At 72.9% G+C, this 13,193-nt stretch carries 11 protein-coding genes; 10 read left to right on the top strand and 1 reads right to left on the bottom strand.

Going from position 1 to position 13,193, the window contains the following annotated elements:
- The first annotated feature begins 396 nt into the window (after positions 1–396).
- Complete coding sequence (locus ACGFIM_RS04825) at positions 397–1,731, top strand: lanthionine synthetase LanC family protein (RefSeq protein ID WP_393194664.1); 1,335 nt, start codon at positions 397–399, stop codon at positions 1,729–1,731.
- A 439-nt stretch (positions 1,732–2,170) separates the two neighbouring features.
- Here the strand turns inward: ACGFIM_RS04825 and ACGFIM_RS04820 are convergent, their stop codons facing one another.
- Positions 2,171–3,058: an NAD(P)-dependent oxidoreductase gene (locus tag ACGFIM_RS04820; protein ID WP_393194661.1), complete on the bottom strand. Its 888-nt coding sequence runs from the start codon at positions 3,056–3,058 to the stop codon at positions 2,171–2,173.
- Positions 3,059–3,106: 48 nt separating this feature from the next.
- Here ACGFIM_RS04820 and ACGFIM_RS04815 point away from each other — a divergent pair, with 48 nt between their 5' ends.
- The 9 genes from ACGFIM_RS04815 (at position 3,107) to ACGFIM_RS04775 (ending at position 13,191) form a co-directional block, all read left to right on the top strand.
- Entirely contained in the window at positions 3,107–3,457 is a 351-nt protein-coding gene (locus ACGFIM_RS04815) for a winged helix-turn-helix transcriptional regulator (RefSeq protein ID WP_393194658.1), read from the top strand.
- Between the two features lie 1,007 nt (positions 3,458–4,464).
- Positions 4,465–4,977 (top strand): flavin reductase family protein, encoded by a 513-nt coding sequence (locus ACGFIM_RS04810; RefSeq protein ID WP_393194655.1) that lies wholly within the window; start codon positions 4,465–4,467, stop codon positions 4,975–4,977.
- 24 nt (positions 4,978–5,001) lie between these two features.
- Complete coding sequence (locus ACGFIM_RS04805; RefSeq protein WP_393194652.1) at positions 5,002–5,943, top strand: glutathione S-transferase C-terminal domain-containing protein; 942 nt, start codon at positions 5,002–5,004, stop codon at positions 5,941–5,943.
- Positions 5,940–7,262 (top strand): NtaA/DmoA family FMN-dependent monooxygenase, encoded by a 1,323-nt coding sequence (locus ACGFIM_RS04800; RefSeq protein ID WP_393194649.1) that lies wholly within the window; start codon positions 5,940–5,942, stop codon positions 7,260–7,262. The genes ACGFIM_RS04805 and ACGFIM_RS04800 overlap by 4 nt, the downstream gene beginning before the upstream one ends.
- A complete protein-coding gene (locus ACGFIM_RS04795) occupies positions 7,259–8,431 on the top strand; it encodes an LLM class flavin-dependent oxidoreductase (RefSeq protein ID WP_393194646.1) in 1,173 nt (390 codons plus the stop codon). Before ACGFIM_RS04800 ends, ACGFIM_RS04795 begins: the two co-directional genes overlap by 4 nt.
- Entirely contained in the window at positions 8,428–9,573 is a 1,146-nt protein-coding gene (locus ACGFIM_RS04790) for an LLM class flavin-dependent oxidoreductase (protein WP_393194644.1), read from the top strand. The genes ACGFIM_RS04795 and ACGFIM_RS04790 overlap by 4 nt, the downstream gene beginning before the upstream one ends.
- Positions 9,570–10,670, top strand: coding sequence for an LLM class flavin-dependent oxidoreductase (locus tag ACGFIM_RS04785; RefSeq protein WP_393194641.1), 1,101 nt, complete (start codon positions 9,570–9,572; stop codon positions 10,668–10,670). The genes ACGFIM_RS04790 and ACGFIM_RS04785 overlap by 4 nt, the downstream gene beginning before the upstream one ends.
- Positions 10,671–10,675: 5 nt before the next feature.
- Positions 10,676–12,289 (top strand): ABC transporter substrate-binding protein, encoded by a 1,614-nt coding sequence (locus ACGFIM_RS04780; RefSeq protein WP_393194638.1) that lies wholly within the window; start codon positions 10,676–10,678, stop codon positions 12,287–12,289.
- Positions 12,286–13,191 (top strand): ABC transporter permease, encoded by a 906-nt coding sequence (locus tag ACGFIM_RS04775; RefSeq protein ID WP_393194635.1) that lies wholly within the window; start codon positions 12,286–12,288, stop codon positions 13,189–13,191. The genes ACGFIM_RS04780 and ACGFIM_RS04775 overlap by 4 nt, the downstream gene beginning before the upstream one ends.
- Positions 13,192–13,193 lie beyond the last annotated feature (2 nt).

Raw genomic sequence — 13,193 nt, 5'->3', positions numbered from 1 at the left:
CGCCCTCCGTAGCGGAGCCGCCCGCGGCAGTGGAACGCGCCCCGGCACTAGAGCGCTGTCCGGTAGTGGAACGCACCCCTGCAGGAGAGCGCTGTCGGGTAGCGGAACGCGTCTCGGCGGCGGAGCGCTGTCCGGCAGTGGAATGCGCCCCGGCGATGGACCGCTCGCCGGCGGCGGAGCCCGCTCCGGGCGCGGAGCCCGCTCCGGCGGTAAAGCGCTCTGCGGCGGCGGAGCCGTTCTCGCCATATGGACCGGTGGTGCCGCCGGAACCGCCAGTGCCGTCGCTCCCGCGCGGCTATTTGTGCCGAGGCCCGGACGGGTGGAGCATCGTGTCCGACCACATCTGGTTCGCCCGCTTTCCGAGTCTTCCTACTAAATCTATGGGAAAATAATTCCATGAGCCTGGACGAGATGCGCGCGTCGAGCGCCCGCGCCGACACGCCGCTGACCGCCGCCATCCTGGCCGGGCGGTGGGTCCGCTCGGCCGCCGTCGACGACGAGCACGGCCGCTGGTGGCAGGCCAACCCCGACACGCGCGGCGCGTCCGCCGTCACCGCCGAGCCCTGGTCCCTGTACTCGGGGGCGGCCGGCGTGGTGCTGTTCTTCCTCGAGCTGGCCATGGCCACCGGGCACGAGGCGTACCTGGAGGACGCCAGGGCCGGCGCCAGGCGGCTCGCCGCCACCTGGCGCGAGCATGAGGACCTGACCCTCTACCACGGGCTCACCGGCATCATGATCGCCCTCATGGAGGCCGGATGGACGCTCGGAGAAACGCAGTTCGAGGCCGAGGCCGCCGCCATCGCCGACCACATCGTGCGCAAGGGCACCGAAGGCGGCGACGGGGTCCAATGGTCGCACGACCCCGCGCAGCGCGGCGAGGGCGGCATCATCCTCGGGCTGTTGCGGGCCGCCACGCACCTCGGCGTGCCGGCGTACGAGGAGGCCGCCGTGGAGGCGGGGCTCCGGGTCGCCCGCGTGCCGGTGCCCGGCCACCGCTTCGGCGACTGCGCCGACCTGCCGGTCGACGCCGTCACCCCGGGTTTCCTCGCCGGCACGTCCGGCACCGCGTTCCTGCTGGCCCGCCTGTACGGCGTCACCGGCGACCGGCGCTTCCTCGACGCGGCGCGCAGCGGCGCCGCCTTCGTCCGCGAGGTCAGCATCGTGAGCGGGCGCTGCGCGGTCGTGCCGCACCACGTGCCGCAGGCGCGCGGCCTGCACTACCTCGGCTTCTGCTCCGGCTCGGCCGGCGTGGCCAGGATGTTCTACGAGCTGTACCGGGTGGGCGGCGACCCCGCCGACCTGGAGTGGGCCGAGCGGCTCGCGCGCGGCATCGTCAGCAGCGGAGCGCCGCGCCGCCGCACCGAGGGCTACTGGAACGTGGCCTGCCAGTGCTGCGGCACGGCCGGGGTGATCGAGCTGTTCGTCGGCCTGTGGGCGGTCACCGGCGACCGGGCCCACCTGGAGTACGCCCACACGCTGGCCGCCGACCTGATCTCCCGCGCCACCGACCACAACGGCCGGGGCTACCGCTGGTACCAGGCGTACCGGAGGCTGCGGCCCGGCGAGGTCACCGCCGACACCGGCTACATGGTGGGCGCGGCGGGCATCGGCGCGGCGCTGCTCCACCTCGACGCCGCCGGCACGCCCGACCGGCCCCGCCGCGTGGTACTGCTCCCCGACAACCCCTTCCCCACCATCCCGCTCCCCGCCTCGGCGACCGGCGGCCGCTGACCCGCCGCACAAGGGGGCCATGCCGGCACCCTGGGGCCCCGCTGCCCGCCTCCGGAGCGGGCGCCTGCCGACCCGTTGCAGCGGGGCGGCCACTGGGGGGAGGGGTGAAGGGGTGAGCGGTGACGGGCCGGGCCCGCCGTCGAGCGGCCCGACTCGATGAGCCGGGGCCGGTGAGGAGTATCAGCACGCCCGAGCGCGGTCGTCACCGCGCGCCCGCCGGTGAGCGGCGTCGGCGGGTGGGGAGCCGCCGGAGGGTGCGTGTCGCGGTGCGCCGAGCCGGTCGGCGGCGTTGGGGGCCGTGAGCCGCGCCGGACGCGTGTCGCGGTGCGCCCAGCCGGTCAGTGGCGTCGGCGGGCGGGGAGCCGCCGGAGGGTGCGTGTCGCGGTGCGCCCAGCCGGTCGGCGGCGTCGGCGAGAAGGGGCCGCCCGGCTCATGACGCTCAGCGGGGATTGAGCAGGGTGGTGATGCGCAGGAAGTCGTCCCCGCCGTGTCCGAGCCCGATGACGCGGCGGGCCAGCCCTTCGGCCGCGCGCATCACGCTCGCGTCGATGCCGCGCTCCTCGGACGCCTGCACGATGTGCCGCATGGACGACGCCGCCGAGGTGATCGGGTTGATGTCACCGGGGAAGTCGCCCGCGTCGGCCTGCTGCGCGCCCCGCTCGAAGAGCGGCGGCAGGATCGCGGTGATGCCCTTCGCGAACGGCGCCAGCTCCGCGGCGGTGACGCCCTCCGCCTTGGCGAGGGCCAGCGCGTGGGCGTACCCGGCCATGGCGGTCCAGAAGACGTCGAGCAGCGCGAGGTCGTACGCGGCCGCCCGCCCGATGTCGGCCCCCAGGTGGGTGTGGGTGCCGCCGAGCGCCGCCAGCGTCCCCTGGTGCTCGCGGTAGAGCTCCTCGGGCCCGCTGTGCAGGAACACCGCGTCCGGCGTGCCGATGGTGGGGGCCGGCGTCATGATGGCGCCGTCGAGGTAGCCGATGCCGTGCGCGGACGCCCACGCGCCCAGGTCGCGGGCCCGGGCGGGCGTGTCGGCGGTCAGGTTGACGAGCGTGCGGCCCTTGAGCGCGGCGGCCACCGCGTCCCCGCGCACGATCGCGCCGGCCGCGTCGTAGTCGACCACGCAGAGCACGGTGAGCGGGCTCGCGGCGACCGCGGCCTCGAGTGACGGCGCGCCTGAGGCGCCGCGGGCCACCAGCTCGCGGTCCCGGCCCCGCGTACGGTTCCAGACCGTGACGGCAAGGCCCGCGTCCAGGAACGCGCCGGCCAGCGCCCGGCCCATGGGACCCAGGCCGAGCACGGTGACGGCAGACTGCAGGATGGATGCGGACATGCGTGAAAGGCTCCTTTAAGGGCTTCGGTGATGAAGGGCGGGGCGGCGATGACGCGCAGCAGAGCACAGGACATGAACGTCTGCGGGGTGACCGCCGCGATCGCCGTGATCGACGGCAAGTGGAAGACGACCCTGCTCTGGCTGCTGGAGTCAGGCCCGTGGCGTCCCGGCGAGCTGCTGCGCCGGCTGCCGGGGCTCAGCGAGAAGGTGCTGACGCAGACGCTGCGCGAGATGGAGGGCGACGGGTTGGTCCACCGGCAGGTGTACGACGAGCGGCCGCTGCGGACCGAGTACTCGCTGACCCCGTTCGGCCGCGACCTGGCGAAGGCGCTTGAGCCTCTCGCCGACTGGGGTCACCGCCGCCTGGAGAGGCTGGCCGCGGCCCGGCAGGTCTCGTGACGCGCATCGCCCCGGCCTCCTCTCGTACGTCCTGCACAGGTTCCCGGCGGCCCTCCGGCCGCCGTGTCCTCAGCTTCGTCGGTGGAGTGCCGGGGCGGCAAGTACCCACAAAAAAGTGGGTATCCGCGCGACCGGTCAGACGGACGGCCTGACGTTCAGGAGTCCGGCTGGTGAGGCGGATGGCGCGATGTCGAGGAGTCCGGCTGGTGGGGCGGATGGCGCGATGTCGAGGAGCCCTGCCTGTCAGGCGGACGCTCTGGCGTCGAGGAGCCCGGCCGGCGCCGCTCCGCTCCGCGGCGCGGCCGTCGGTGGCGGTCGTGGTGCCGGGACGGTGCCGGTGAACCGGTCGAGGGTGAGCCCGGCGGGCGGCGACCGGCCGGTGATCTGCCCGCCGAAGGAGGGCACCCCGCCCGGCGGCCCGCAGGTCGTGCCGGTAGGCGGCGTTCATGCAGGACGCCCGGAGGTTCATCACGCCGCCCGAGCGGAGCCCTCGAGCCGATCATCGTCCGGTTCTTCTGCCGGCAACGCTCCTGCATCGGAGGCGTCGCGCTCACAGGCGTCAAGGACCGATCGTCAGCGACGCCCCGCCACCGGGTGGTGGCGGGGCGTCGCCATGTCCGGCCAGGTACGCACTAATTTCCCGTATAACAAGTAGGAAATATTGACTTATCCGAAAGTCCGGCTTAGCGTCGAAGACATGAGCCAGGGCTTCCACCTGACCGCGCGCCCGCACGTGGACTTCTGCCACGTCGCCAGCGCGCAGTGTCGCTGATCACGGACCACCGCGGGCGGCCTCACGCCGCCGACACCCCTTGAGCTCGGGCGTGGCCGACGCCGTCCACGCTCCCGCCCGACGACCCCGTACACCCGCGCTCGCGCACCACCGCCGCCGCCGCGCCGCGCGAGCACGCCTTCCCTGTGAGGAACGATCCCGTGATCCCATCACGTCCCACCACCCCGACCAGCCCGGCACCGGCCGGCACCGACCGCGAGGGGAGTGCCTGGGCATGACCGACACGCTGCCCGGCCGCGCCGTCGGCGCCGAGTCGTTCCGCCGCGCGCTCGCCGTCCACGCCGCCGGCGTCGTAGTGATCACCGCGCAGAACGACGGCGTCCCGGTCGGCATGACCGCCACCTCGTTCTCCTCGGTCAGCCTCGAACCGCCGCTCGTCTCCTTCTACGTCGACCAGTCCTCCACCACCTGGCCCTGGCTGCGCTCCGCCGACCACTTCGCCGTCAACATCCTCTCCGCCGACCAGGCCGACCTGGCCGCGCGGTTCGCCCGCAAGGGCATCGACCGCTTCGCCCCGCCCACCAGATGGCGGCCGGGCCCGCTCGGCGCGCCGTTGCTGCAGGACGTCTGCGCGCACCTCGTGTGCCTGCCGTACGAGACCGCCGACGTCGGCGACCACGTGCTCGTCGTCGGCCTCGTCGCCGACGTGCGCACGCACGGCGAAGGCCGCCCCCTCCTCTACCACCAGGGCCGATTCGGCCGCTTCCGCCCGCACAACGAAGACTGAGCGACCCCGCGTCTGGAGCTGAGTGTGACCGTGCACACCGGGATTCACGCCCGGACCCGCACCGGGACGGGCGCCCCCGCCTACGCCAGTCCCGTCGACTACGACGCCTACGGCCCGTACGGCCCGGGCCGCCTGCACCTGTCGGCCGGCTGGAACCGCCCCATCTACCCCTTCCAGGGCCGGATCACCGCCGACGGGTCCAGCGGCTACCGCGCCGAGCCCGGCCGCTACCATCTCTACGTCGCCTGGGTCTGCCCGTACGCCCACCGCGCGGCGATCGTCCGCAAGCTCAAAGGGCTCGAAGAGGTCGTGTCGCTGTCGTACGTGGACGACGAGCGCGACGGGCGCGGCTGGGCCTTCAGGGAGCGCAGGGGCCCCGACCCGGTCAACGGGTTCACGCTCCTGGAGCAGGCGTACGACGCCACCGAGAAGGGCTACCCCGGCCACATCTCGGTGCCCGTGCTGTGGGACCGGCAGCGCGGCAGGATCGTCAGCAACAACTTCCCCGACATCACGATCGACCTGGCCACCCAGTTCGAGGAGTGGGCCGACCGCAGCGTGGACCTCTACCCGGAGGCGCTGCGCCCCGAGATCAACAGGCTGAACGCGTGGATCTACCACGACGTCAGCACCGGGGTCTCGCGCGTCGCCCGCGCCGCGAGCGAGCGGGAACGCGACAGCGAGCGCCGCAAGGTCGTCGGCACGCTGCGCTCGCTGGACCGCAGGCTGGCCGCCCGCCGCTACCTGTCAGGCGACGCGGTCACCGAGGCCGACGTGCGCCTGTGGGTCACGCTGGCCAGGTACGACACCGAGTACAACCGCCACCACCTCATCACCGAGCACGACCTGTCCGGCTTCCCGAACCTGTGGGGCTACGCCCGCGATCTCTACACGCTGCCCGCGTTCGCCGAGACCACCGAGGGCCTGCCGGACACCTGGCGCACTCCTCACGGGCGGGACCGATGACGACACGCAAGCAGGTGCACCTCGCCGCGCACTTCCCCGGCGTCAACAACACCACCGTCTGGAGCGACCCCCGCTCCGGCAGCCAGATCGACTTCTCCTCGTTCGTCCACCTCGCCAAGACCGCCGAGCGCGGCAAGTTCGACTTCTTCTTCCTGGCCGAGGGCCTGCGGCTGCGCGAGCTGAAGGGCCGCATCCACGACCTCGACGTGGTCGGCAGGCCGGAGTCGCTGACCGTGCTGAGCGCGCTGGCCGCGGTCACCGAACGGCTCGGCCTGGCCGGCACCGTCAGCGCCACCTTCAACGAGCCGTACGAGCTGGCCCGCCGCCTCGCCACCCTCGACCACCTCAGCGAGGGCAGGGCGGCGTGGAACGTGGTCACCACCTCCGACGCCTTCACCGGCGAGAACTTCCGGCGCGGCGGCTTCCTCGACTACAGCGAGCGCTACGAGCGGGCCGCCGAGTTCGTCCGCCTGGCCCGCGAGCTGTGGGACTCCTGGGCGCCGGACGCCGTGGTCGCCGACGCCGGGAGCGGCCGCTTCCTGCGGGACCGCGCCATCGGCGACGTCGTCCACCACGGCAAGCACTTCGACGTCGAAGGCCGCTTCACGCTGCCGCGCAGCCCCCAGGGACACCCGGTGATCATTCAGGCCGGCGACTCGCCCGACGGCAGGGAGTTCGCCGCCGCCACCGCCGACGTCGTCTTCACCGGGCACGGCACGCTGGAGGACGGCAAGCGGTTCTCCGCCGACGTCAAAGGCCGCATGGCCAAGTACGGCCGCGAGCCGCACCAGCTCAAGATCATGCCGGGCGTCACGTACGCGCTCGGCGACACCGATGAGGAGGCCGCCGAGAACGCCGCCGCGATCCGCAGGCAGCAGGTCAGCCCGCAGACCGCCATCGCCTTCCTGGAACAGGTGTGGGGCCGCGACATGTCCGCCTACGACCCCGAAGGCCCGCTGCCCGACGTCGAGCCCGACCTCAGCGAGGGAGTCTCGCGCGGACGGGTGCCGATCAAGGACAGGGCCGCCGTGGCCGCCAAGTGGCGGGCGCTGGCCGCGGAGAAGAAGCTCACCATCCGCGAGCTGGTCATCGAGGTGACCGGGCGGCAGACGTTCATCGGCACCCCCGAGACCGTGGCCCGCAAGATCGACGAGCACGTGCAGGCCGGCGCCGCCGACGGCTTCATCCTCGTGCCGCACCTGACGCCCGGCGGCCTCGACGACTTCGTCGACAAGGTGGTGCCGCTGCTGCAGGAGCGCGGCGTCTTCCGTACCGACTACACCGGCGCCACCCTGCGCGAGCACCTGGAGCTGGCATGACACCACCCGCACCCCTCCACCTTGCCGTCGCCCTGGACGGCGCGGGCTGGCACCCGGCCGCCTGGCGGGAGGCGCCCGGGGCCGCCCGCGACCTGTTCACCGCCCGCTACTGGGCCGGGCTCGTCACCGAGGCCGAGCGCGGCCTGCTCGACTTCGTCACCATCGAGGACGCCTTCGGCCCGCAGTCGTCGCTGCCCGACGGCTTCGACGACCGCACCGACCAGGTGCGCGGCCGCTTCGACGCGGTGCTGCTCGCCGCCCGGCTCGCCCCGCTCACCCACCGGATCGGCCTGGTGCCGACCGCCACCACCACCCACACCGAGCCGTTCCACGTCGCCATCGGCATCGCCACGCTCGACCACGTCAGCGGCGGGCGGGCCGGCTGGCGGCCGCAGATCTCCGTACGCTCCGCCGAGGCCCGCCATTTCGGCCGCAGGACCATCCCGCCCTTCGACCCCGCCGCCGGGTCGGTCAGCGCGCGCCCGCACGTGCAGGAGCTGTTCGAGGAGGCCGCCGACGCGGTCGAGGTGGCCAGGCGGCTCTGGGACAGCTGGGAGGACGACGCCGAGATCAGGGACGTCGCCACCGGCCGCTTCATCGACCGCGACAAGCTCCACTACATCGACTTCTCCGGGAGGTTCTTCTCCATCAAAGGACCGTCCATCACGCCGCGCTCGCCCCAGGGCCAGCCGGTCGTGGCCGCGCTCGCCCACCAGCGGCTGCCGTACGAGTTCGCCGCCGCGAACGCCGACGTCGTGTTCGTTACGCCGCACTCGGCCGAGCACGCCCGCGCCATCGTCGCCGAGGTCAGGGAGCTGTCGCCGGACATCAAGATCTTCGCCGACCTGCTGGTGTTCCTCGGCGACGACGCCGCGCGGCGCAAGGCACGGCTGGACGAGCAGGACGGCGCCGAGCTCACCTCCGACGCGGCGATCTTCACCGGCCACGTGCGGGAGCTCGCGGACCTGCTGCTGGAGTGGCGGCGGGCCGGCATCCAGGGGTACCGGCTGCGGCCTGGGGCGCTGCCGTACGACCTGGCGCACATCACCTCGGGGCTGACCGCCGAGCTGCGGGCGCGCTCGGCCTTCAGAAGCACCTACGAGGCCGGGACACTGCGCGGGCTGCTCGGCCTGCCCCGCCCGGCGAACCGGTACGCGGAGGCACGATGAAGTTCCTGGCCATGACCCTCATCTCGCATCACGGCGGCACCTCCCCGACCGAGCGCTTCCGCGAGGTCGTCGCGGCCGCGCAGCTGGCCGAGGAGCTGGGCTTCGACGGGTTCGCGGTGGGGGAGCGGCACGAGTGGCCGTTCCTGTCCTCGTCGCCGCCCGTCGTGCTCAGCCACATCGCGGCCAAGACCTCCCGCATCCGGCTGTTCACCGCCGTGACCACGCTGAGCCTGCTCGACCCCGTACGCGCCTACGAGGACTACGCCACGCTCGACCACCTGTCCGGCGGGCGGCTCGAACTGATCATCGGCAAGGGCAACGGCGCGGCCCAGGCCAAGCTGTTCCACGTCACCACCGAGGACCAGTGGGAGCGCAACCGGGAGTCGTACGAGCTGTTCCGCCGCCTGTGGCGGGAGGAGAAGGTGACCTGGAGCGGCCGGTTCCGTCCCCCGCTCGAGGACGCCCAGACCTGGCCGCGCCCCCTGCAGCGGCCGATCAGGGTCTGGCACGGCAGCGCCACCAGCAAGGAGTCGGTCGAGCTGGCCGCCCGCCACGGCGACCCGCTGTTCTCCGCGAACGTCTCCAACCCCATCGAGCCGTACGCCGAGCTGATCGACCACTACCGCGAGCGGTGGGCGCACTACGGGCACGACCCGGCGGACGCGCTGGTCGGAGCCGGGTTCGCCGGCCTGTTCGCGGCCAGGACCTCGCAGGAGGCCATCGCCGCCTACCGGCCGGTCTTCCAGGCACGGCTGGAGCGCCAGCGCAAGGCCGGCATCCCGATCGTCTTCCCCACGCTGGAGGACGCCATCGAGCGCAGCTCGGTCCTGGTGGGCAGCCCGCAGCAGATCATCGACAAGGTGCTGTGCTACCACCGGCGCTTCGGGCACGAGGTCATGCACATCCCCGCCGACGCCGAAGGGCTCACGCCCGCGCAGCACCGGGCCGTGCTGGAGCTGTTCCAGTCGGAGATCGCGCCGGTGCTGCGGGCCGAGATCCCGAGCCGGCCGTTCCCCTCGCCGCCTTCGTCTCCCGCCGCGTCCGATGCTGCGTCCGATGCTGCGTCCGATGCCGCGTCCGACGCTGCGTCCGACGGAGCGTCCGGCGATCGGGTGCCCGCCGTCGCGGGAGGCGCGTCATGACGCTGTCCATCCTCGACCTCGCCCCCATCCCCTCGGGCGGCACGGCCTCCGACGCCCTGGCCAACACGATCGACCTGGCCCGCAGGGCCGAGGAGTTCGGCTATCGCCGCTACTGGCTGGCCGAGCACCACTTCGCGCCCGGCGTGGCCAGCTCCGCGCCCGCCGTGCTGATCGCGCTGGTCGCCGCGGCGACCTCGCGCATCAGGGTCGGCTCCGGCGCGGTGCAGCTCGGCCACCAGACCCCGCTGTCGGTCGTCGAGCAGTTCGGCATCATCGACGCCCTGCACCCGGGGCGCATCGACCTCGGCATCGGCCGGTCCGGGCAGCGCCGCGCCGAGCTTGCCAAGGCCCCCAAGGCGCCGTCCCAGCCGCCGCGCGAGGACAAGGTGGTGGACGGGCTGCTCATCCCGGCGCCGTTCGACCTGTCCACGCTCGCCACCCACCCGCAGCTCCGCCACTACGCCACCTTCCTGCAGCAGCCCGGCGCGCGGACGCCCGACTTCGCCGAGCAGATCGACGACGTGCTCGCCTTCATCAACGGCACCCACGAAGTGCGCGCCGTCCCCGGCGAGGGCGCGGACCTGGAGGTGTGGATCCTGGGCAGCAGCGGCGGCCAGAGCGCCAGGGTGGCGGGGGAGCGCGGGCTGCCGTTCGCCGCCAACTACCACGTCAGCCCCTCCAACGTGCTGGAGGCGGTGGAGGCCTACCGGGAGGCGTTCAAGCCGTCGGACGAGCTGCCCGAGCCGTACGTCATGGTCTCCGCCGACGCCGTCGTGGCCCCCACCGAGGCCGCCGCCCGCGAGCTCGCCTCCCCTTACGCCCTGTGGGTGCGCAGCATCAGGACCGGCGCGGGCGCCATGCGCTTCGCCACGCCGGCCGAGGCCGCCGCCCACGTCTGGACCGACGAGGACCGCGCCCTGGTCAGAGACCGCGTCGACACGCAGTTCGTCGGCACGCCCGACCAGGTCGCCGCGCGGCTGCGCACCCTGCGCCGGGTGACCGGGGCCGACGAGCTGCTCGTCACCACCATCACCCACGATCACGAAGACCGCGTGCGCTCGTACGAGCTGCTCGCCGAAGCATGGAACCACCAGTGACGCCCATGAAGCTGAGAAAGCGCCTCGCGCCCGCCTTATTGCTCGCACTCACCCTGGCCGCCTGCGGTGCCGAGCCCGCCCAGGAGGAGGCCGCGTCCGCCGGTCTGACCTGGGCCATCGAGACCGAGCCGATCACGCTCAACCCCCAGCTCTGGGCGCAGAACAAGGCCAGGCTGCTGGTGTTCAACCAGTTCGACGCCCTGCTCGCGCGGGACAAGGAAGGCACGTTCCACCCGTGGCTGGCCAAGTCGTGGGAGGTGTCGGACGACGGCCGCGTCTACACCCTCGAACTCCGCGACGACGTCACCTTCCACGACGGCACCAAGTTCGACGCCGCCGCGGTCAAGGCCAACCTCGACCAGTTCAAGGTGCCCGGCTACAACCCGGCCGTCGCGGCCATCCAGCTCAAGAGCTACGACAAGTCCGAGGTCGTCTCGCCGACCACCATCAAGATCACGCTGACCGAGCCCGACGGGCTCTTCCTCGACTTCCTCGCCTCCCCCTACTCGGGGCAGGTCTCGCCGCGCTCGCTCAAGAACGCCAAGGACCTCAAGTTCGGCGGGCCCGACCTGGTCGGCACCGGGCCGTTCATCCTCGACAGGTACGTCCCTGGCCAGGAGATCCACTACCGCCGCAACCCCGACTACAAGTGGCCGCCCGCGACGGCCGCCCACCAGGGCCCCGCCCACCTGGCCGAGATCACCTACCGGTTCCTGCCCGAGGCCTCCGTCCGCGTCGGCGCGCTCACCTCCGGCCAGGTGCAGGTCATCGAGGGCGTGCCGGCCACCGAGGCCGCGATGATCGAACGCGACCCCGACCTCACGCTGACCACCTCGCTCAACACCGGCACCTCCTTCAGCTACTACTTCAACACCTCCCGCACCCCGTTCGACGACCAGCGCGTGCGCGAGGCGTTCCGCGAGGCCGTGGACCTCGACGCCGTGCTGCAGTCGGTCTACCAGGGCACCGCGACCAGGGCGTGGAGCCTCGTCGCCAAGTCGAGCCCGTTCTACGACGCGAGCCTGGAAGGCCGCTACGGCGGCGACGTGGCCAAGGCCAACGCGCTGCTCGACGCCGCCGGATGGAGGCAGCGCGACGCCGAGGGGTACCGCGTCAAGGACGGCAAGCGGCTGACCGTGCGCGTCTTCGCCTCCGCGGCGTTCCAGCGCGACCGCCGCGACGTCCTCGCCCAGGCCATCCAGGCCCAGGTCAAGCAGAACGCCGGCATCGACTACCAGGTCAAGGTCGTCGATCAGGGGGCGGCGCAGCAGGCGCTGCAGGACAACGACTACGAGGTGTTCGAGAACTCCCGCGGCGACTCCGACTCCGGCGCCGCGCTCAACCTCATCCTGCCCGCCGACGGCTCGCTCAACAGGACGCACTACGCCGACAAGCGGCTGGACTCCTGGCTCGCCGAGGCCGGCGCCAGCTCCGACCAGGAGCGGCGCAAGGAGCTCTACCACAAGGTCCAGCAGACCGCGGTGCTGGACAAGGCCATCGTGTTCCCGCTCTACGTGCCCGCCGATCAGATCGCCGCGCACAAGAGCGTGCAGGGGCTCGGCTTCGAGCCCGCGTCGGGCACCCCCGCGAGCGCCTACGACGTGCGGATCGGAACATGATCAGAAGGCTCGGCAGCGGGCTGGCCGTGCTGTGGGCCGCGGCCACCGCCGCTTACCTGGCATTGCTGCTCGCCCCAGGCGACACCGTGGACATCCTGGTCGGCGACGGGCCCGACACCCCCGAGATCCGGGCCAGGATCATCGCCGAGTGGGGGCTCGACCGGCCCGAGATCGTTCAGTACCTGTCGTACCTGTGGCGGCTGGTGCACGGCGACCTCGGGCGCTCGTACCGGCTGCAGCAGGACGTCGGCGACCTGCTGGCCACGCAGATCGGGCCCACCCTGCAGCTCACCGCCGCCGCGGCGGGCATCGGGATCGCGCTGGCCGGGGTGATCGCCCTGGTCACCGCCGGCCGGGGACGGCTCGCGCGCGGCACGGCCTCGCTGGCGGAGCTGGTGGCGGTGTCGGTGCCGCCGTTCCTCATCGGGATCCTGCTGCTGTCGCTGTTCTCGTTCACGCTGGGCTGGTTCCCCGTCTCCGGGGCGCAGGGGCCGCGCGCGCTCGTGCTGCCCGCGCTCGCGCTCGGGCTGCCCATCGCGGGCGTGCTCGGGCAGGTGCTGCGCGGCGGCCTCGAACGGGCTCTGGAGCAGCCGTTCGCGGTCACCGCGCGGGCGCGCGGGCTCACCGAGCGGGCGCTGGTCGCCAGGCACGCGCTCAGGCACGCCCTCATCCCCGCCGTCACGCTGGCCGGCTGGTTCACCGGCGCGCTGCTCGGCGGCGCCGTGATCACCGAGGTGCTGTTCGGCAGGCCGGGGCTCGGCCGCGTCGCCATGGACGCCGTGCAGGGCCGCGACATGCCGGTGGTGATGGCGGTCGTGCTGCTGTCGGCCCTCGTGTACGTCACCATCAGCACCCTGCTCGACCTGGCCTACCGCGCGATCGACCCACGCATCAGAGGCTGACC

The organism is Nonomuraea sp. NPDC049309 (genome assembly GCF_043196965.1).
Lineage (GTDB): Bacteria > Actinomycetota > Actinomycetes > Streptosporangiales > Streptosporangiaceae > Nonomuraea > Nonomuraea fastidiosa.
This window is presented reverse-complemented; position numbering and strand designations above follow the sequence as displayed.